This is a genomic window from Nocardiopsis sp. CA-288880, from assembly GCF_050955985.1.
Classification (GTDB): domain Bacteria; phylum Actinomycetota; class Actinomycetes; order Streptosporangiales; family Streptosporangiaceae; genus Nocardiopsis; species Nocardiopsis tropica.
The window spans coordinates 1,148,981-1,168,671 of sequence record NZ_CP192105.1 but is presented as its reverse complement, the minus strand read 5'-3'; the positions used below and the strand labels follow the sequence as shown (position 1 = coordinate 1,168,671).

The following is a 19,691-nucleotide window of genomic DNA, read 5'->3' as shown; positions in this document are numbered from 1 at the left end:
ACCTGTGAACTTCTGTGCATGGGTGTGATTCGACGTGAGGACCTTGGGCCGCAAGGAACCCCACGACCATGGTGTTGGGTTGAGCCTGTGCGCACAGGCGGCGGAGAAGCGAGGCGCGGGACCTCGTTGTTCCGGCCTCGTCCGCTGACCAGGCTACTGCTTTTCGGACGCGAGGGCAGGACCAACACCGTTACACGGTGGTTACGTACTGTTAGAACTGGATTGCGGTCGTCGTCGGCGATACGCACGGGGGCCGTCCTCCCCCTCACGGGAACGAACATGCCGTCACCCCGCGGTCGCCTGGTGGACCGCCGTCATCACGGCCCGCGGGTCGGTCAGGTCGGGCAGCACGATGCGGGCACCGGCTTCGCGCAGCTGCCCCTCGGTGGTCGACCCGTTGAGGACCGCCACCGGGGTGGCCCCGCCGATCACCGCGGCGCGGACGTCGGGGGCCGAGTCGGTGACGAACACCGTCTCCGCCTCCGTGTACGCCCGGCCCCCCTCGCCCGCGGCGTGCAGCCTGATGGACTGGATGAGGCTGGACTTGGGGTAGTTGACCGACCCGTACCCGCCGATGGCCAGGTTCAGGTGGGTGTCCAGGCCGAACGCGACCAGCTTGGCCGTGGCGTTCACCCGGGTGCTGCCGCTGACGACGGTCTGGACCGTGTCGGGCAGGGAGGCGACGGCGGCCAGGGAGGCCGCCGCGCCGGGCATGACCCGGCCCCGGGAGAGGAGTTCGTCGGCGCGGTTGCCGAAGGACTCCTCCAGCGAGGCGAGGAACTCGCCCAGGACCGCCGTGTCGGGTTCGACGTCGACGTAGTTGCGGGCGCAGAACTCGAAGAACATCTCCGAGTCGGTCCGGCCCGCCGACGAGGTCAGGTAGACCAGCGGCTCGCCGGTGACCTTCTCGAAGGCCTCGGCGTAGGCCGCCCTCATCACCTGGCCCGCGTCGAGGAGGGTGAGGTCGATGTTCCATAGCACCAGGCGGCTGATGGCTGACTCCTCGGCGTTCGGGGATGGAGGGACGGGCCCATTTTGCCGTATGGGCGTTTCCCGGCGAAAACCACGCCCGCTCCCGGCCAGGGTGCCAGAGCGGGACCTCCGTCCGAAACCCCGCCGGGCCGCCCGCACCGGGTGGTCCCGGGCCCCGGACGCCGTCCGCCGGGATCGGTCCCGCGGGGAGGACGCCTCGCACACGAACGTGCCCGCGGCGCTCCCGGGTCCGGTCCGGCTCAGGGAGGCGGCCGGGCCGGAGCGGGATCCGGAGAAGGGTCCCACGGGACCGCGATCGCCGCCCCCGGCTCCGCCTACCCGATCCACGCGGAGGGAATCCGGGTGACGGCGCACGTGGCGGTGACCGCGTCGCGGACGGCTCCGTCGGGGGCCCGGCGCCGCGCACCGCCTCCACACGGTCGGCCGCCGGGCGCCCGCACGCGGCTTCGGCGGCCCGGGCACCGCTCTCCGGGGAGGCGGCCTGTCCCGGTGGGGGGCCGACCGGGGCGGTGGGCGGCGCCGGGAGGATGACGCGCCCGGGAGGACCGGACGGACCCGCCCGGCCGGGCGCTCCCGTCACTCCCCGGACACGAGGTGGCGGAGCTCCTGGACCGCGTACCACATGAGCTCGTGGTCGTCGGCGGCTCCGGACCCGGGCTCCGCCGCGGCGGCGGCGACGTCGGCGGACGCGGCGGGGTCGTCGACGTGCGCCGAGGCCAGCTTCTTGTAGGGGACGGCGGCGGTGACCCGCACGCGGACCACCCCGTCGGCCGCGACGCCCTCCCGCTCGACCACGGCGTCGGGCATGTCGGCGGCCAGCACCACCCGGCGGCGGGGCGCGGCGGGGTCGGCGGCCAGCAGGGCCAGGGACTCCTCCGCGGCGGCGTACATGGCCTCGTACTCGGCCTCCTCGGTGTCGTCCTCCGGGCCGGGGTCGGCCGCGAACGCCGTCAGGGGGGCGCCCTCCAGACGGCCCTCCTCCAGGAGCGCGGCGAGGGCGGGGACGGTGCTGGGCAGGAAGACGTACATGGGCGCGGCTGCTCTCCTGGATGTGGGCGGGACCCCTCGAGTCTGCCAAGGAACCCGAGGCGGCCGCGCCAGGGGGCGCGTCGCCGCCGCCCGGTCAGGCCGCCGCGCGCCCCCGGCGGTCGGCCGCGGGCGGCGCGCCGTCGCCGTCCGGCTCCAGGAAGCGGTCGAGCGCCCGCTGCGTCTCCGCCACGTCGGTGTGCAGGATCCCGGTCATCCCGAGTTCCTCGGCGGTGCGGACGTTGTGCTCCAGGTCGTCGATGAAGACGCAGTCCTCGGGCCGGAGCCCCAGGAGGTGGCAGGTGTGCAGGTAGATGCGGTGCTCGGGTTTGCGCATGCCCACCTCGCCCGAGATCACCACGGCGTCGAAGGTCGACTCGAAGTGCTCGCGCGGGTAGCCGTTGCCCCACGAGTTGGAGAGGAGGGCGGTGCCGGCGCCGCCGAGCCGGGCCCCGCGCAGTGCCTCGTACATGGCGTGCACGGGGTCGAAGTTGGAGAACATGCGGTGGATCAGCCCCTCGGCCACGACCGGGCCGCCGTGGGTGGAGCGCAGCAGCGCCGCGATGGCGCGCTCGAACTCCCGCGTGTCGACCTCGCCCCGTTCCAGGGCGTGCACGGGGTTGGCGTCCGCGAGGCTGCCGTCGAAGTAGGGGCGCATGACCTCGTAGTAGTGCTCCACGTCGATCCGGTCGGCGTGCAGCCAGGCCCGGATCCCCTCCGCGAGGGGCGGGGTGAGCACGCCTCCCCAGTCGGAGATGACCCCTCGCCGGGTGCCGTTGGTCCGGTCGTCCATCCGATCGCCTCCTTGGCCGTCCGTGCGCCGGGACACCGCCCGGCCTCCCGGACGCACGGAGGGCCGGGCGGGGAACGGTTCTTCCCGTTCCCCGCCCGCTTCAACCACTGCGGCGCTCCCCGGGCCACCAGGTCCGGGGCGGGTTCAGAGGGTGAGGCCGGTTCCGGCGTCGACCCCGGCCCCGGGGATGTCCACGGGCAGCTTGCCGGTCGGCTTCACCTGTCCCCCGATCACGCGTGCGGCGGCGTTCGCCGACACGTCCACGGCGGAGTAGACGGCCAGGAAGCCCTCCACCTCGGGGAAGGCCTCCAGGTCGTAGGGGCCGCCCTGGGAGACCACGACGACGGGGAGGCCCCGGGCGCGGGCGGACTCGACCATCCCGCGCTGCTCCTGGGAGCCGCGCGCGCCGTTGGTTCCCACGACCGCCACGTCGGCGCCGTCGGCCACGACGTTCATCCCGGCCCCGGTGAGCCCTTCGGAGAGGACGTCCGAGCCGACGCCCTGCACGCTCACGGCGGTCCCCTCGGAGAGGGGCAGCAGGCCGCCCTCGTTGCGCACCAGGGTCGCCGAGGCGTCGGCCACCCGTTGGGCGGCCTCCACGTGGGAGGGGTCGTCCACGACCTCGCCCGCGGCCGCCGGGTCGACGGGGCCGGCCTCCAGCACGCCCCGCTCCTCCTTGAGCGCGAGCACCCGCAGCACGGACTCGTCGATGCGCTCCTCGGTCAGCCGGCCCTCCTCGACGGCGGCCCTGATCGCGGCGACGGCGGCGGCCGGGTCCGGCGGCATGAGCAGCTGGTCCACGCCCGCCTCCAGGACGCGGACGGCGATCTCGCCGTCGTCGTGCCTCTGGCGCACGCCCTCCATGTTGAGGGCGTCGGTGGTGACCACGCCGTCGTAGCCGAGCTCGTCGCGGAGGATGCCGTCGATGAGCGCCGGGGAGAGGGTGGCCGGCTCGGGGTCCTCCCCGCCGTCCAGCCGGGGCATGAGGACGTGCGCGGTCATGATCATGTCGACGCCGGCCTCGACGGCGGCCCTGAACGGGGGCAGGTGCTCGGCCTCCCACTGCTCGCGCGGCAGGTCGATGACGGGCAGGCCGCTGTGGCTGTCGACGTCGGTGTCCCCGTGGCCGGGGAAGTGCTTGACGGCCGAGGCCACGCCGTTCTCGGAGTAGGCGTTCGCCTCGGTGACGGCCATCTCCGCGACCAGGTCCGGGTCGGACCCGAACGAGCGGATGCCGATGACCGGGTTGTTCGGGTCGGTGTTGACGTCCGCGTCGGGCGCGTAGTTGAGGTTGACGCCCAGGGCCGACAGCTCGGCGGCGGTGGTGGACGCGCGCAGGGCCGCCAGTTCGGGGTCCCCGGTGGCGCCGACCGCCATGGCGTCGGGGAACCGGGTCCCGACGGGCAGCCTGACGACGAGGCCCTGCTCCTGGTCGATGCCGATGAACAGGGGGATGCCCTGCCCCTGTTCGGCGGCGAGCTCCTGCACCCCGGCGGACATGGTCGCGATCTGCTGGGTGTCGGTGAGGTTCGCGTCGAAGTAGATGACCCCGCCGGGGCGGTAGGTCTCGATCATGAGGGCGTTCTCGGCGGCCGAGGTGCCCTGCGCCGTCAGGACGAGGAGCTGGCCGATCTTGTCGTCCAGGTCCATGTCCGCGAGGAGCCGCGGCGCGAGCACCGGCTCGAAGGGCTCCGCGCTGGGCGACGGCTGGGGTTCGTTGTCCTCCGGCGAGGAACCCACCTCCTCTGTGGAACATGCGGTGGCGATCAGGGCTAGTCCCACGCAGGCCGGGGCCAGGGCGTGCGGAACGGGCAGTTTCATGGCGGGTTTCATCTCCGGCGGATCATGGGGTTCGCCGCCGGAGACTACCCCCTCCCGGCCGGGGCGGGGCCGAGGCTCCACCGCGGGAGGCCGGGGAAGTCCGGCGTGCGGGCCGTTCCGCCCGCGCGCCGGGTGTTCATCCCCACGTGAAGAGGTGGTCTCCCAGGCCGACCCCGCCGCTGGCGACGTCGCCGAGGTCGCCGGGCCGCGCGTCCAGGGCGATCACCGGCACCACCGACGGCTTGCCCTGGGCCGCGACGCTCCCCGGCGACCAGCGGACGACCGGCGTGCCCGCCTCGACCGCGTCCCCCTCGGCGGCGAGGAGCGTGAACCCCTCCCCCGCGAGCTGGACCGTGTCGATGCCCAGGTGGACGAGCACGCCCCTGCTTCCGTCACGGGAGAGCACGACGAAGGCGTGGGGGTGCAGTTTCACCAGGGTCCCGGCGATGGGGGCGACGGCCTCCTGTCGCCCCTCCTGTCCGCCCTCCTGCCCGGGTTCGGGGTGGATGGCGACCCCCGGACCGACCATGGCCTGGGAGAACACCGGGTCGGGCACGCTGGAGAGGGGCAGTGCGGTTCCGGGCACGGGGGAGAGCACGCGGAGCGCGCCGATCACGTCTGACATGGGGTTTCCCTTCCCTCACGGGGAGAGTTAATCCAGGATGTCGCGGATGTCGTCGGTGAGGGCGTCGGCTTCGGGGCCGACCACCACCTGGACGACGTTGCCCGAGACGAGGACCCCGTGGGCGCCGGACGCCCGCAGGGCGATCTCGTTCACGAGGGAGGGGTCGGCCACCTCGGTGCGCAGGCGGGTGATGCAGGCCTCGATGTCCTCGATGTTGCCCGCGCCGCCCAACCCGGCGACGATCGCCGCTGCCTTGTCCGCCATGTGTCCTCCGTGCTGTGCCGTGGGAACGGGGATGTCCCCGGGACCTGAGGCGAGCTTAGGGGTGGCGCAGGCCACACACCAGTGCCCGGGGGCGGGCCGGGGTGTTGGGACGGCGCCCGGACCGCGGCGCCGCCCCCGCACCGGGAGGGTCAGCCGGTCTGGGTGACCTTGTTGAGGCCCCGCGGGACGTCCGGGTTGTAGCCCAGGCGCCGGGCCAGGCGCTCGGTGAGCAGCTGGGCGGGCACGATGAGGTTCATCGGCGACACCCACTCGGGGACGTCCGGGACGGGCACGGACACGTCGCTGGCGGCGGCGAGGGCGGCCCCGCCGCCGAAGCCGAACACGGGCGCCCCGGCGGAGCGGGCCCGCTCGGCGAGGGCGACCGTGCCCTGCAGCGTGGGCCCGGTGGGGGCGGCGACCAGCAGCGCGGGGGTCCGCGGGTCCACGACCGCGATGGGGCCGTGCAGGAGGTCGGCGTAGGAGAGGCCCATCGCGTGGAGGTAGCAGGCCTCCTTGAGCTTCAGCGCGGACTCCAGCGCCGTGGAGAAGGCCATGCCCCGCCCGGAGATGACCGCTCCCTGCACGGCGACCATCCGCTCGACGATCTCCTCCAGGGCGTCGGCGGGGGCCGCCAGGGTCTCCTCGATGGCGTCGGGCACGCGCGACAGGTCCGCGGGGTCCAGGTCGGCGCCCAGGCCCAGGGCGAGGACCGCGAGAGCGGCCAGCTGGGTGTTGTAGGTCTTGGTGGCGGGCACCGCCACCTCGCTCCCCGCGCGGGTGACCAGGGCGACGTCCGCCTCGGCGGCCAGGGGGGAGTCGGCGCCGTTGGTGACGCCGACGGTGCGTGCGCCGCAGTCGGCGGCCCAGCGCATGGTCTCGACGATCTCCTCGGTCTTCCCGGACTGGGAGATCGCGACGGCCAGGACGTCGGACAGGTCGATCCTGGCGCCGTAGGCGGTGGCGATGGAGGGCGAGCCGAGGGTCGCGAGGCGGCCCGCGTGCGCCTGGAGGAGGTAGCTGCCGTAGACGGCGGCGTTGTCGGAGGAGCCGCGCGCGATGAACAGCACGTGCTTGGTGGTGCGGCCCAGCGCCTCGACCTCGGAGCGCAGCGGCAGCAGCTCCGCGAAGGTCCGGCGCAGCGCCTCGGGCTGCTCGGCGATCTCGGAGCGCATCACGCTCGTCGTGGTGGTGGTCATGCGGAACCTTCCCCTGATGTGACGGGCGGTCCGGGTCTTGCGCCGGGGGCCGCGCTGGACGCTCCGCACCGGGTGGGCCGCGGCCTGCCGCGATACCGGTTCACACCGCTTGCCGTTGGGTGGATTGACACGCGGATGGAGCTATGGTCTAGTCCGGACTATACCAGTCATGTCCGGCTTCGACCGATGTTCGGGCGGGCCTCCCGCGCTAAGGTTCTGACGCCGACCCCACCCGCCTACCGAGAAGGCCGCTCGCCATGTCGATCGACCCCAACAACCCGCTGCCCAAGTACAGCCAACTCCGCGACCTCCTCCTGGACTGGATCACCGCGGCGGGTCTGGGCGTGGACGACATGATCCCCTCCGAACGGGAACTCAGCGCGACGTACTCGCTGTCGCGGATGACCGTCCGGCAGACCATCGACCTGCTGGTGGCCGAGGGGCGGCTCTACCGGGTCCCCGGCAAGGGGACCTTCATCGCCCGGCCCAAGATCGAGATGTCCCTGGTCCTGGCCTCCTTCAGCGAGGACATGCGCGCACGCGGCTTCGAGCCGGGCGCGCGCGAGCTGATCCGCCAGGTCATCCCGGCCAGCGGGCACACAGCGCGCATGCTCGACATCGCACCGGGAACCCTGGTGCACCACATCGAGCGCATGCGCACCGCCGACGACGAACCCATGGCCGTGGAGCGCTCCAACATCCCCGCCGCCATGGTTCCGGGGCTGGAGGACTTCGACCTCGCCGAGCGCTCCCTCTACGAAGTGCTGGAAAACGAGTTCGACATCCTGTTGGATTCCGGGGAACAGACCATCGAGGCCGGGATCTGCGACTCGGCCGACTCCCGCCTCCTCGGCCTGCCCGCCGGAAGCCCGGTGCTGGTGATGCAGCGCCGCAGCTTCGCCAAGGGACAGTGCGTGGAACTGGCACTGTCCACCTACCGTGCCGACCGCTACCAGCTGCACTCCCGCCTGGACCCGCGCCGGCACGGCGACTGACGCCCCGCGACCGCGGGGCGCGCGTCCGAGGGAGGACCCCCCACCATGAGTTCGGACCAGACCCCGGCACCACCCGCCCCCGCGGGCGGTGCACGGACCCGCAAGACCGGTTCCTCGGCCCTCGCCGTCTTCCAACGGCTCGGCCGCAGCCTGATGATGCCCATCGCGGTGCTGCCCGCCGCCGCCATCCTGCTCCGGCTGGGCCAGCCGGACCTGCTCGGCGCGGACGGCCTGGCCGGGCTCCGGGGCATGGGATGGATGGTCCCCGTCGCCGGGGCCATCGGCACCGCGGGCGACGCGGTGTTCCAGGCCCTGCCCCTCCTCTTCGCCGTGGGCGTCGCGATCGGCTTCGCCAAGCGCGCGGACGGCTCCACCGCCCTGGCCGCGGTCGTCGGCTACCTGGTGTTCGACCGGGTGGCCACGTGGACGATGGTCACCTTCGACGGCCCCACCGGCGACCTGGGCTCGCGACTGGTCACGTACCCGCTCCCGGTCGACCCGGTGACGCGGCAACCGCTCACCGACCCCGACGCGGTGGCCGGTGTGGGCGAGATGATCAACCACGCGGTCAAGAACCCCACCGACGTGCTGGGCGGTATCGCCGTCGGCCTGATCGCCGCCGTGCTGTGGCAGCGCTACCACCGGATCCAGCTGCCGACCTGGCTCGGCTTCTTCGGCGGACGCCGCTTCGTCCCCATCGTGACGGCGCTGGCCGGCCTGTTCCTGGGCGTGGCGCTGGGGCTGCTCTGGCCGGTCGTGGGCGGATGGATCCAGAGCCTCGGCGAGAGCATCGTCGGAGCGGGCGCCCTGGGCGCGGGCATCTACGGCGTCGTCAACCGCATCCTGCTGCCGCTGGGCCTGCACCACGTGGTGAACTCGTTCATCTGGTTCGTGTCGGGCACGTACGAGGGCCCCGACGGGATCGTCCAGGGGGAGATCACCCGGTACTTCGCCGGCGACCCCGACGCCGGGGGCCTGCTGTCCGGCTTCTTCCCGGTCCTCATGTTCGGCCTGCCCGGGGCCGCGCTCGCCATGTGGCTGGCCGCGCACCGGGAGCGCCGCGCCCAGATCGGGTCGATCATGATCCCGGCCGCGCTGACCGCCTTCGCGACGGGGATCACCGAACCCGTCGAGTTCGCCTTCATCTTCGTCGCGCCCGCCCTGTTCGTGGTGCACATCGTCCTCACCGGGCTCTCGATGGCGATCCTGAACGCGCTGGACGCCCAACTGGGGTTCGGGTTCTCGGCGGGACTCATCGACATGCTGCTGAACGCGTCCAAGGACAACACGGAGGGCCTGGGGCTGATCCTGCTCCTGGGACTGCTGTACTTCGTGGCGTACTTCGCGATCTTCTACGTGCTGATCACGCGCTTGCGCCTGCCCACGCCGGGGCGTGAGGCGGACCCGGAGGAGAACGCGGCGGCGCCCGCCGTGCCGGGTGCGGCCGAGGAGGCCTCCGGCGCCGGGGCGGACGGGCCCTCCCCCGGGGGCGGCGGACGGGGCTGACCCGTCCCGCGGAGCACGAACGCGTGCGGGCGCGCCCCCGAGGGGCGCGCCCGCACGCGTGTCGTCGGCCTGGGCCTACCTGGCGGCCGCCGGGTCGCCGTGGCACTTCTTGTACTTCTTGCCCGAGCCGCACGGGCAGGGCGCGTTGCGCGCCGTGCCGGCGAACTCGTCGACCGTCTCGCTGTGGCGCTCGACGGTGCCGTCCTCGCTGGGAGCGGAGTACTGGAGCCTGTCCGGCTGACCCCCGCCGAACCCGGGGACGACCACGTCCTCGGCCGGCTCGGCCTCCTCGTCCGGGGACGCCGCGTCGGCGGCCTCCTCGTCCTCCTCGACCGCGGTCGCGAGGGCCGTGGCGCCCGTGGCCCCGCCCACGCCCGCCGCGGTCCTGGCCGCGGCCGTGGCGGTGAGGGCGGGCTCCTCCTTCTTGCGCACCTGGACCTCGACGTTGAACAGGTAGCCGACGGCCTCTTCCTTGATGGCCTCCAGCATCTGCTGGAACATGTCGAAGCCCTCGCGCTGGAACTCGATCAGCGGGTTGCGCTGAGCCATCGCGCGGAGGCCGATGCCCTCCTGGAGGTAGTCCATCTCGTAGAGGTGCTCACGCCACTTGCGGTCCATGACCTGCAGCAGGACCCTGCGCTCGACCTCGCGCATGGCCTCCTCGCCGAGGTCGGCCTCGCGGGTCTCGTAGGCGGCCCTGGCGTCCTCGACCACGCGGTCGGCGATCATCTCGCCGGTCAGCGTCTGGAGGTCGCCGTTCTCCTCCACGAACTCGTCGACGGTGAAGCTGATCGGGTAGACCTGCTTGAACGCGCGCCAGAGCTTGTCCAGGTCCCACTCGTCGGGGTCGCCCTGGGAGGTCTCCTCGACCACGTAGCCCCGCAGGACCTCCTCCAGCATGCCGATGATCTGCTCGCGCAGGTCCTGGCCCTCCAGGACCTTGCGGCGCTCGGCGTAGATGACCTTGCGCTGCCGGTTGAGGACCTCGTCGTACTTGAGGACGTTCTTGCGGATCTCGAAGTTCTGCGTCTCGACCTGGCCCTGCGCCGAGGCGATGGCCTTGCTGACCATGCCGGACTCGATGGGCTGGTCGTCGGGGATGTTCAGCTGGTTCATGAACACCTCCAGACGGCTGCTGTTGAACAGTCGCAGCAGGTCGTCCTGGAGGGAGAGGTAGAACCGGGAGATGCCCGGGTCGCCCTGGCGGCCGGAGCGGCCGCGCAGCTGGTTGTCGATGCGCCGCGACTCGTGCCGCTCGGTTCCGAGCACGTACAGGCCGCCGGCCTCGACGACCTTCTCGTGCTCCTCCTCGTAGTCGGCCTGGGCCTTCTCCAGGGCCGCCGGCCAGGCGGCCTCGTACTCCTCCGGGGTCTCCAGCGGGCTCAGGCCGCGCCCCTGGAGCTCCTCGTCCGCGAGGAAGTCGGGGTTGCCGCCCAGCATGATGTCGGTACCGCGACCGGCCATGTTGGTGGCGACGGTGACGCCGCCGAGCTTGCCCGCCCGGGCGATGATCGCCGCCTCACGGGCGTGGTTCTTGGCGTTGAGGACCTCGTGCGGGACGCCCTCGCGCTTGAGCATCCGCGACAGCAGCTCGGACTTCTCGACGCTGGTGGTGCCGACCAGCACGGGCTGCCCGGCCTCGTGGCGCTCGGCGATGTCCTCGGCGACCGCCTGGAACTTGGCGTCCTCGTGCTTGTAGACGACGTCCTTGACGTCCTGGCGCACCATCGGCTTGTTGGTGGGGATGGGCACCACGCCGACGTTGTAGGTCTGGGTGAACTCCGCCGCCTCGGTCTGGGCGGTACCGGTCATGCCGGCGAGCTTCTCGTAGAGGCGGAAGTAGTTCTGGAGGGTGACCTTGGCGAGAGTCTGGTTCTCGTCCTTGATCTTGACGCGCTCCTTGGCCTCGATGGCCTGGTGCATGCCCTCGTTGTAGCGGCGCCCGGCGAGGACGCGGCCGGTGAACTCGTCGACGATGAGGACCTCACCGTCCTTGACGATGTACTCCTTGTCCCTCTTGTACAGCTCCTTCGCCTTGAGGGAGTTGTTGAGGAAGCTGATGAGCGGGGTGTTGACCGCCTCGTAGAGGTTGTCGATGCCCAGGTAGTCCTCGACCTTGGCCACACCGGCCTCGGTGATGCCGACGGTGCGCTTCTTCTCGTCGACCTCGTAGTCGACCTCGCGCTTGAGGCGCGGGGCGATCTTGGCGAACTCCGCGTACCAGCGGGAGTTCTGCTCCGAGGGGCCGCTGATGATCAGCGGGGTGCGGGCCTCGTCGATGAGGATGGAGTCGACCTCGTCGACCAGGGCGAAGTAGTGCTCGCGCTGGACCGTGTCCTTGAGCGAGAGCGCCATGTTGTCGCGCAGGTAGTCGAAGCCGAACTCGTTGTTCGTCCCGTAGGTGATGTCGGCCTTGTAGGCCTCGCGCCGGGCGGCCGCGGTCATCTGGGGGCTGATGACGCCGACCTCGAGCCCGAGGAAGTGGAAGATGCGGCCGAGGTTCTGGGCGTCTCGGCGGGCCAGGTAGTCGTTGGTCGTGATGACGTGGACGCCCCTGCCCGCGAGGGCGTTGAGGTAGACCGCGAGGCTTCCGGTCAGGGTCTTGCCCTCACCGGTCTTCATCTCGGCGATGTTGCCCAGGTGGAGCGCGGCGCCGCCCATGATCTGGACGTCGAAGGGACGCTGCCCCAGGGTGCGCTTGGCGGCCTCGCGAACGGTCGCGAAAGCCTCTGGGAGCAGGTCGTCCAGAGACTCGCCGTCCTCGTAGCGGTCCTTGTACTCCTGGGTGAGGTCGCGCAGTTCCTCGTCGGTGAGCTCGACGTAGTCGTCCTCGAGGGAGTTGACCTGGTCCTTGAGCTTGTTCAGCCGGCGCAGGATCTTTCCCTCACCCGCGCGCAGGAGCTTGTTGAGTATCCCTGGCACTTCCTATGCGCTCCTCGCAGATCGCGGTTTGCTCCACACACGTGGAGATCAGATCTAGGCCCGCCTGACCGCTTTCCCGTGGCCGCGGAGGGCGGCGGGGGTTCCTGGGCCCTCGGGCCTACATCCTAGAGGACCCGAACTATACGCCCGCCCTCCGCGGGAGGGGGCGCTCGCACGCCTTTCCCCCAGGGGAACGGATGAAACGCCCCCGAATGTTCCCGCACGTCACCCCCGGTACGGCGGGAAGGCCCGGGACGGCGTCCGGCGCCGGGCTCCGGGGGCGTCCGCAAACGCGTTCCACGGGTTTTCCGCCAAGGCTCCCGCGAACCGGACCGCACCGCCGCCGGTCAAAGGCGGGACCGATCGGCGATCGGCTTTTCTTACCCTTTTCCTACGATTCATGAAGCCACGACCCGATCCCCGGGTACGCCATTCGTAGAAGGTCACGCCGTGGACCCGAACCACGGCCCGCCGAACGCGAACGCGATCGAGGGAGCGACCATGAGGGGAAGCAAGCGGGAGACCGCCGGGGAGGCGACCGGCGCGGGGGAGGCCCGCCCGGCGTCGCCGACGCGCAGTCCGGTGGAGGTGCTCGACGACCTGATCACCCGGAGGCGCCACCCGACACCGGACCCCGACGACGCCGACGACCCGGGCCTGGCCTGGGAACGGCACCGCCCCAGCGACGACGAGCAGCGGCGGAACGGCCGCATACGCGGGTTCCAGCGCCAGGGCGGCAGCCTGGCGCCCACCAGCAACCACCGGGGGCGCGCGGTCTCCTGGGTGGCGGTGGTACTCGCCTGCGCCGGGTTCGCCGTGGGCGGCGTCGGCGTCGCCCTGGGCATGTCCGCGGTGCTCCTGGCGGTCGGGGGGCTGCTGCTCGTCGTGGCGGCGGTCGTGGCCATGCGCTACGACCTCCTGAGCGACGTGGTGCTGGACTCGCCGCGCGTGGAGTCCGAGGAACCGCACGACACACCGCTGCACCGCATCCGGAAGGACGACCGGGCGGGGTCCTGAGCGGCGCGCGCACGACCGCGGCGGGTCCGGACGGACCCGCCGCGGCGGTGTTGTCGGTGGTACCGGTTCGCCCGGGCCGGCGCCCGGAGCCCGTCCTTCCGGACGGATCCGGGTCCGCGCCCCGCACGGAGGTCCGCGGGGGGATGCGCGCACCGTGCCGTGCCCGCCGGGGCGCCGCCGGCTCCCGGGCCGGCCCGGAGGGGGCGTGTGCCCGACCGCGGGCCGCCCCTAGTCGACCAGGCGGAGAACGCCGTAGTTGAAGCCCTTGCGGCGGTAGACGACGCTCGGCGCGTCCTTGACCTCGTCGTGGAAGAGGTAGAAGTCGTGGCCGACGAGTTCCATCTCCATCAGGGCCTGGTCGATGCTCATGGGCTTGGCCCGGTGGAACTTCTCGCGGACGACGATGGGAGCCTCGCCCTGGGTGTCGAGCTCGACGAACTCGTCGGTGAACTTGCCGTCCACCGCGGCGCCGTCGATCTCCTCCTCTCCGCTCCGCTGGGCCGGGGGCGCCTGCGTCGCGGTCGCTGTGGCTGAGGGCAGGTCCCCGGGGAGGCCGGCGGTGGCGGCCGCGACGGAGACGGGAGTGTGGTTTCCGCGGTGGACCTTGCGGCGGTCCGCGGACTTGCGAAGACGGGCCTCGATCTTGTCGATCGCGAGGTCGAGGGCTCCGTACCGGTCGGAGGTCGCTGCCTCGCTCCGGATGACCGGGCCGTTGGAGTGGATGGTCAGCTCAACCCTCTCGCAGACGTCGGCGAGCTTGGGGTTGCGCTCCTGGGACACCTCCACATCGACGGTCATCCCCTTGCGCTCCCACTTGGAGAGCCTGTCGAGCTTGTTCTCGACGTGCTGTCGGAACTTGTCACTCACACCGGTGCGTCGACCCTTGACGATGATGTCCATAGGACCCCCTTCATCGCGTGACCGCCGTGAAGGCGACGGCCAGGCTGGCTCTGCATCCCTTCCGCCGTCGGGGGGCGGAGGGGTGTCGCGCGCGTCAACCCCCTTCCGCTGGTGACCTGATCCTGAACTGATCACGTCTCGCTTGGAAGTGCGTATACCCATCAGGGGCACGGTCCTCACACGCCACAGGGACCCGATTGGCCGGGCCTCTCGGGGCGGGGAGGAGGACTTCTGCCGTGTTCGCGGCAAGACGCCCATGACTCGGCCGCTGACGCCCCGCTCGCCCGTGCCGCGGGGGGATGCGCCGGGCGCCGAGCGGTACGGGAACACCTCGGGGGGCGGCGCCCCCGGGGAGGCGGGGCGGTGCCCCCGGGAGCCCGCCGGTGAAGGCGAACTCCCGGAGTATGGCATGCCACCCGTCCGGCCGACCTGGTCTTCGTCCCCACATCCGCCTGCTGAGAGTGTCGCCGCTCTTAGACGCGACTACTGCTCTTCTCCCTGTCATGAGGGACATCTGGACCCTCCGCGGGGCAGGGCTTACCTCTAAGGCGCACCGTGATCGGTCGACGAAAAGTCGCCTTACGTGGGCCGTTTCGCCTGCGCCTGGCATCGGCTTGCCGAAGGGGCGCCCTGGGGTTCCCCAGGACTCCTGATCTCCGGCGCAACCACGGACCCGGACGGGTGCCATACGGTGACCGTAACCTGTCCTGGCGAGGATGTCAGGTAGCGGCCGGTCTCCCAACACGCTGACAACTACCGCAAAGCCTTGCATACGTGGACTTTTCACCTGTTCACGAGGGTTCGTAAAACCTTCTTGCCCCCTCGGCCCGAATCCCCTCGCCGTGCGCGGCGAGGCGTTCGGCGAGGACCACCGCCCCCGCCACCCGGATCCCCGCGGCCCTCAGTGCACGGGTCGCCTCGGCCGCCGTCGCGCCCGTGGTGAGGACGTCGTCCACGACGACCGCCGCTCCCCCGGGCCGCTCCCGGGAGGGGGGAACGGCGACCAGGGTCCCCTCGCGGTTGGCGAGCCTCTCGGCCCGCCCCAGGCCGGCCTGGCGCCTGGGCCTGCCCCGGTGGCGCAGGAGCGGCAGGACGGTCCCCGCGGCCGGACCGCCCGCGCGGGCCAGGCAGGCGAGCGCCAGCCGGGTGACGGGGGCGTGCGGGTCGCGCGGCGGCCCGCGGCCCGGCACGGGCACGAGGAGCGTGTCCGGGCCCGCCAGCCCCGACGCCTCGTAGGCGGACGCCAGGCGTCCGCCCAGGACCGGGGCCAGGGAGTCGGCCCGGCCCTCCTTGTAGGCGAGCAGCACCCGGCGGTGGTGTCCGGCGTAGGGGCCCGCCGCCCACACGGGCGGGCACCCCGGCCTCGGCGCGCAGCGGTGGGGCCGGCGCTGCAGCAGGGTGAGGCAGCCCGCGCACAGGGGCCCCGAGGGGCCCGCGCACCCGGCGCAGAGTTGGGGAAGGACCAGGTCGAGCAGTGCCGAGAACGCGTCGCGCACCGCGCCGACCAGGGGTGTCGTGTGGTTCACCCCTCCAGGATCCGGCCCGGCCGGGGTCGGCGCCAGCCCCTCCCCGGACCTGTGGACAGGCCCCGGCAAGAGGGCACGGGCCGCACCGCACGAGCCGGGCGCGGGCCGGGAGGGCTCCGGGACGCTCGGCGGGCGCCGGCCCGGGAGTGCCCCGGGACGCTCGGCCGACCCGGCCAGGCGGGGCTCCGTGCCGGACAGGAGGACCCCGAAACGTCCAGCAGGTCCCGGCCCCGGCAGGACTCCGCGCGGGGCCTGGGGAACCCGGGCCGCACCGCACGAGCCGGGCGCGGGCCGAGAGGGCTCCGGGACGCTCGGCGGGCGCCGGCCCGGCGGGGCTCCGCGCGGGCCCGGCCCCGGGTCACCCCGGGAAGGTGGGCGCCCCGCCCTCCACCACGTTCTGCCAGTTCAGGGGATCGTTGGAGATCCAGATGTTGCCGTCGTCGGAGCCGGCGACCAGGGGCTGCCCGGGAGCTCCGGAGATGGTCATCATGCTCGCGACCGGGGTCCCGGCGCTGGCGGGCGGGGTCCCGCCGTCCAGCGAGACCAGGAACGCCTGGGCGGTGCCGCCGTCCCGGCCGCCCAGGACCACCAGCTGGTCGGAGCTGCGCCACGCGACGTCGGTGAGGTCCTGCAGCTCCCTGGCGAGGGTGACGAACGACCCCAGCACGACCTGCCCGTCGGCGTCCTCCACGACCCGGCCCACCTGCAGCGACCGCTCGCCGTCCTCCTCCGTGACGAGCGCGGCCCGGGTGCCGTCGCGGGAGATCTGGAAGTGCACCACGGAGGTGTCGCGCAGCCCGGACACGTCCACGCGCACCACCTCCTCGCCGCCGCGCAGGAGCCACAGCGCGGTCGTCCCCGGGGCGGGGGGCGGCCCCTCCTCGACCGGGTCCTCGGTGTCGGCCTCCTCCTCGGCCGTCTCCTCCGCGTCCGGGTCGCGCTCCGCCGACCCGGCGTCCTCGGTCTCCTCGACCACCCACAGGTTGCCGTTGACATCCCAGGACAGCTCCGTGAAGACCCCGTCCGAGAGGACCTCCTCGATCTGCGCGCCCGGGCTGGCGAAGCTCGTCACGACCTCGCCCCCGCCCTGGGTGATCCCCGCGACGGTGCTCTCGTCGACGGACACCGCGAACCGCTCCAGGAGGCTGTCGCCGGCCCCCAGGGGGCCCGGCACCCGCTCGACCTCCTCGAAGACGCCCTCGTCCCAGTCCTCCGCGGACCAGAGCTGCCCCTCGTGCGTGTAGTAGGCGCGGACCCCGCCCGTGATGGCGCCGGGGTTCACGCGGGACCAGTGGTCGCTGCCGGGGCGCGGCCGGTCGGCGCTCTCGCCGTCGGAGCCCGGGAAGTCCACCTCCGAGCCGTTCACCTTCAGGGTGAACTCCTGGATCTCCGGCAGCTGGCGGAGCGTCCAGGCGATCTGCGCACCCATGGCGAACTCGTCGACCTCCCCGGAGACGCCCACGTCGATGACCGCGTGTTCGGCGTCGACCTCCAGGGAGGGCGTGGCCCCCCGGGGGAAGGCGGACTCCACCGCGGGGTCCAGCCACTCGCTGGGGCCGCCGATGAGCTTGCGGAGCAGGCGTTCCGGCAGCTGCTCGTTGCTCACCGGCAGGTAGACCGGGTCCGGGACCAGCGCGCTCCGCGCCGGGTTGAAGAAGTACAGGTTGAAGGGCCGGTGCGTGCGCTCCACGTCGAGCTGGCTGAGGATGAGCTCGTCCGGCAGGCTCTGGATGCGCCAGTCGCCGTCGGGGTCGCCGTTCTCGCGCGCGAGCAGGAACGGCTCGTCGAGGAGGCGCCCGCTGTCGCTGGAGACGTACTTGCCGCTCTCGTCGATCGTGGCGACGAGGGAGCTGCGCATCCGCACGGTCGCGGTGAGCCCGTCGGCGCTGATCTCGGCGTCGAGGTCGACGGTGTCGAGGTCGGCGAAGACCTTGACCGTGCCGTCGGGCGACCAGGTCTCCCCCGTCTCGGGCAGCATGTAGCTGCGCGCCGCCTTGTGCTCCTCCTCGAAGCTGCCCATGTCCTTGAGGAAACCGCTGACGAGGCCCTCCGGATCGACCCCGGGCTGCGGGCCGGCGGGCAGCAGCCGCACGTAGCCGCCGTAGGGGTCGCCGGCGGAGTCGCCCCCGGCGCCCGGGACGACGGGGCCCGTCGTCGGAACGGAGGCGCAGGCCGCCATGGCCGCGCACACCGCCGCGGCCGCCAGCGAGGCGCGCACGGCACGGCCGATCCGGCCCGGTCCCGTCATGACCCGTCCTCCCCACCCTCGCGCGGGTCGCGTTCGGAACGTACGGCCGTGTCGTCGGCGGCGCCGGACTGCGCGCCCTCCCGGTCGCCCCGGCCCGGGATCCGCTCGGGGCGGACGTGGCCGTTGGCCGCGGGCTTGGGCCCGACCGCGCCGTCCTTGTCCCCGAACGCCGTGAAGGTGCGGCCGAGGGCGATCTCGGGCGGTACCAGGGGCAGGGGGGAGCCGCGCAGCTCGCTGCCGGAGCGGCGGGGCAGGGACAGCCGGAACTGGGACCCCTGGCCGGGCAGGCCCCAGGCCTGGAGCCAGCCGCCGTGCAGGACGGCGTCCTCCTTGGCGATGGACAGGCCGAGGCCCGTGCCGCCGGTGGTGCGCACGCGGGCGGGGTCGGCGCGCCAGAAGCGGTCGAAGCACAGGTGCTCCTCCCCCTCCTTGAGCCCCACCCCGTAGTCGCGCACCGCCACGGCGACCGCGTCGCGGTCCCCGGCGGCGGTGACCACCACGTCCCGGCCCTCGCTGTGCTCGATGGCGTTGACGACGAGGTTGCGCAGGATGCGGTTGATCCGCCGCGTGTCGAACTCGGCCAGGCAGGGCTCGGCGGGAAGGCGCAGCACCACCTTGATGCCCCGGCGCTCGGCGATCTGCTCGGCGTCGCCCACCGCCCTCATGACGGCATCGCGGACGTCCGCCGACTCGATGCCGAGCGTGGCGGCGCCCGCGTCGTGGCGGCTGATCTCCAGCAGGTCGGCGAGGAGCTCCTCGAAGCGCTCGACCTGGCTCTGCAGCAGCTCGACGGAGCGGCGCATGGTGGGGTCGAGCTCGTCCCGGTCGTCGAAGAGCAGGTCGCCGGCCATCTTGATGGTGGTCAGCGGGGTGCGCAGCTCGTGGGAGACGTCGGAGACGAACTGGCGCTGGAGCTTGGACAGCTCCTCCAGCTCCTTGATCTTCTCCTCCAGGTTGCCCGCCATGTCGTTGAAGGACACGGCCAGCCTGGCCAGGTCGTCCTCGCCCTGCACGGTCATGCGCTCGGTGAGGTCACCGGCGGCCAGCCGCTCCGCGGACTGGGCGGCGGAGCGGACCGGGCTCACCACCTGCCGGGTGATGACGAACGCGATCAGCCCGAGGAGTATGACCAGCAGGACCGCGACCAGCGCGACCGTGTTCTGGACGAGGTCGAGGATTTCCTGCTCGTGCTGGAGCGGGAACAGGTAGTACAGCTCGTAGGCGTGCGTGAGCTGGGCGCCGACGACGAGCGCGGGCTCCTCCTCGCCCTGCTCGGTGGTGACCCGCGTGTACGTGTGGTACTGCTGGTCGTTCGCCTCGGACTGGCGGACCTGCTCGATCAGGCGCGGCGGGACGCTGCCCTCGCCGGTCGCCCACCCGAGCTCGTCGCTCACCGAGGGCAGGATGACCACGCTGTAGAGACCGGTGTCGCCGCTGCGGCTGGTGAGCTCGCTGGCGAGGTTGTACAGGAGCCGGTCGCGGTCGCCCCCGTCGTTCTCCTGGAGCTCGGCGAGGGCGTAGTTGAGCCCGGCCCGGTGGTCGGTGACCGCGGTGGCGATCTTGGCGTCGAGCAGCCCGCCGCGCACCTGGGAGATCATCGCGTACCCGAGCCCCACCATGACCAGCAGGGACAGCACCAGCGTGGTGGAGATGACCCGCAGGTGGAGCGAGCGGCGCCAGTTGGTGTGCACGCCGCGCACCAGGGCGCGGGCGGCCCTCTGGGCGAACAGGTAGGTGCGGGTCAGGCCGGTCTCGCCGTCGCGCCACCGCCCTCCGGGCGCGGGCAGCCCGGAGGGCGGGACGGACCGTTGCCCCTCGGAGTCGGCCCCCCGCTCCTCCTCGGGTGTACCTGCGGTCAT

15 protein-coding genes are annotated in these 19,691 nt (G+C 72.6%); 3 read left to right on the top strand and 12 right to left on the bottom strand.

Annotated features, from left to right (window positions below; all coding sequences use genetic code 11):
* Positions 1-285: 285 nt before the first annotated feature.
* The 7 genes from ACQPYD_RS05205 to ACQPYD_RS05175 all read right to left on the bottom strand — a co-directional run bounded on the left by ACQPYD_RS05205 (position 286) and on the right by ACQPYD_RS05175 (position 6,694).
* The gene (locus ACQPYD_RS05205; protein ID WP_433700000.1) at positions 286-981 is read right to left on the bottom strand and encodes an HAD family hydrolase; all 696 of its coding nucleotides are present in this window, start codon (positions 979-981) and stop codon (positions 286-288) included.
* A 588-nt stretch (positions 982-1,569) separates the two neighbouring features.
* Positions 1,570-2,022, bottom strand: a complete 453-nt coding sequence (locus ACQPYD_RS05200) for a DUF6912 family protein (protein WP_433699999.1) — start codon at positions 2,020-2,022, stop codon at positions 1,570-1,572.
* Between the two features lie 94 nt (positions 2,023-2,116).
* Positions 2,117-2,812, bottom strand: coding sequence for an HAD family hydrolase (locus ACQPYD_RS05195; RefSeq protein ID WP_433699998.1), 696 nt, complete (start codon positions 2,810-2,812; stop codon positions 2,117-2,119).
* Between the two features lie 144 nt (positions 2,813-2,956).
* Complete coding sequence (locus ACQPYD_RS05190) at positions 2,957-4,633, bottom strand: glycoside hydrolase family 3 protein (RefSeq protein ID WP_433699997.1); 1,677 nt, start codon at positions 4,631-4,633, stop codon at positions 2,957-2,959.
* 136 nt (positions 4,634-4,769) lie between these two features.
* Positions 4,770-5,258, bottom strand: coding sequence for a PTS sugar transporter subunit IIA (locus tag ACQPYD_RS05185; RefSeq protein ID WP_433699996.1), 489 nt, complete (start codon positions 5,256-5,258; stop codon positions 4,770-4,772).
* Positions 5,259-5,285: 27 nt separating this feature from the next.
* On the bottom strand, positions 5,286-5,522 hold the full coding sequence (locus tag ACQPYD_RS05180) for a glucose PTS transporter subunit EIIB (RefSeq protein WP_433699995.1): 237 nt from the start codon (positions 5,520-5,522) through the stop codon (positions 5,286-5,288).
* Between the two features lie 149 nt (positions 5,523-5,671).
* On the bottom strand, positions 5,672-6,694 hold the full coding sequence (locus ACQPYD_RS05175) for an SIS domain-containing protein (RefSeq protein WP_433701961.1): 1,023 nt from the start codon (positions 6,692-6,694) through the stop codon (positions 5,672-5,674).
* A gap of 281 nt (positions 6,695-6,975) precedes the next feature.
* On the opposite strand from ACQPYD_RS05175, the gene ACQPYD_RS05170 reads away from it, so the two are divergent.
* Together ACQPYD_RS05170 and ACQPYD_RS05165 are read left to right on the top strand one after the other, a co-directional pair.
* Complete coding sequence (locus ACQPYD_RS05170) at positions 6,976-7,713, top strand: GntR family transcriptional regulator (protein ID WP_267948321.1); 738 nt, start codon at positions 6,976-6,978, stop codon at positions 7,711-7,713.
* Between the two features lie 45 nt (positions 7,714-7,758).
* Positions 7,759-9,219, top strand: coding sequence for a PTS transporter subunit EIIC (locus ACQPYD_RS05165; protein WP_433699994.1), 1,461 nt, complete (start codon positions 7,759-7,761; stop codon positions 9,217-9,219).
* Positions 9,220-9,294: 75 nt separating this feature from the next.
* Here ACQPYD_RS05165 and secA read toward each other — a convergent pair whose 3' ends face one another.
* Complete coding sequence (gene secA, locus ACQPYD_RS05160) at positions 9,295-12,141, bottom strand: preprotein translocase subunit SecA (protein WP_433699993.1); 2,847 nt, start codon at positions 12,139-12,141, stop codon at positions 9,295-9,297.
* Positions 12,142-12,642: 501 nt separating this feature from the next.
* Here secA and ACQPYD_RS05155 point away from each other — a divergent pair.
* Positions 12,643-13,158, top strand: coding sequence for a hypothetical protein (locus ACQPYD_RS05155; RefSeq protein WP_433699992.1), 516 nt, complete (start codon positions 12,643-12,645; stop codon positions 13,156-13,158).
* A 228-nt stretch (positions 13,159-13,386) separates the two neighbouring features.
* Here ACQPYD_RS05155 and hpf read toward each other — a convergent pair whose 3' ends face one another.
* The 4 genes from hpf to mtrB all read right to left on the bottom strand — a co-directional run bounded on the left by hpf (position 13,387) and on the right by mtrB (position 19,691).
* Complete coding sequence (gene hpf / locus ACQPYD_RS05150) at positions 13,387-14,058, bottom strand: ribosome hibernation-promoting factor, HPF/YfiA family (RefSeq protein WP_330158916.1); 672 nt, start codon at positions 14,056-14,058, stop codon at positions 13,387-13,389.
* A gap of 791 nt (positions 14,059-14,849) precedes the next feature.
* Positions 14,850-15,584, bottom strand: coding sequence for a ComF family protein (locus ACQPYD_RS05145; RefSeq protein WP_433699991.1), 735 nt, complete (start codon positions 15,582-15,584; stop codon positions 14,850-14,852).
* Between the two features lie 358 nt (positions 15,585-15,942).
* Complete coding sequence (locus ACQPYD_RS05140) at positions 15,943-17,832, bottom strand: LpqB family beta-propeller domain-containing protein (RefSeq protein WP_433699990.1); 1,890 nt, start codon at positions 17,830-17,832, stop codon at positions 15,943-15,945.
* Positions 17,829-19,691 (bottom strand): MtrAB system histidine kinase MtrB, encoded by a 1,863-nt coding sequence (gene mtrB / locus ACQPYD_RS05135; RefSeq protein ID WP_433699989.1) that lies wholly within the window; start codon positions 19,689-19,691, stop codon positions 17,829-17,831. The genes ACQPYD_RS05140 and mtrB overlap by 4 nt, the downstream gene beginning before the upstream one ends.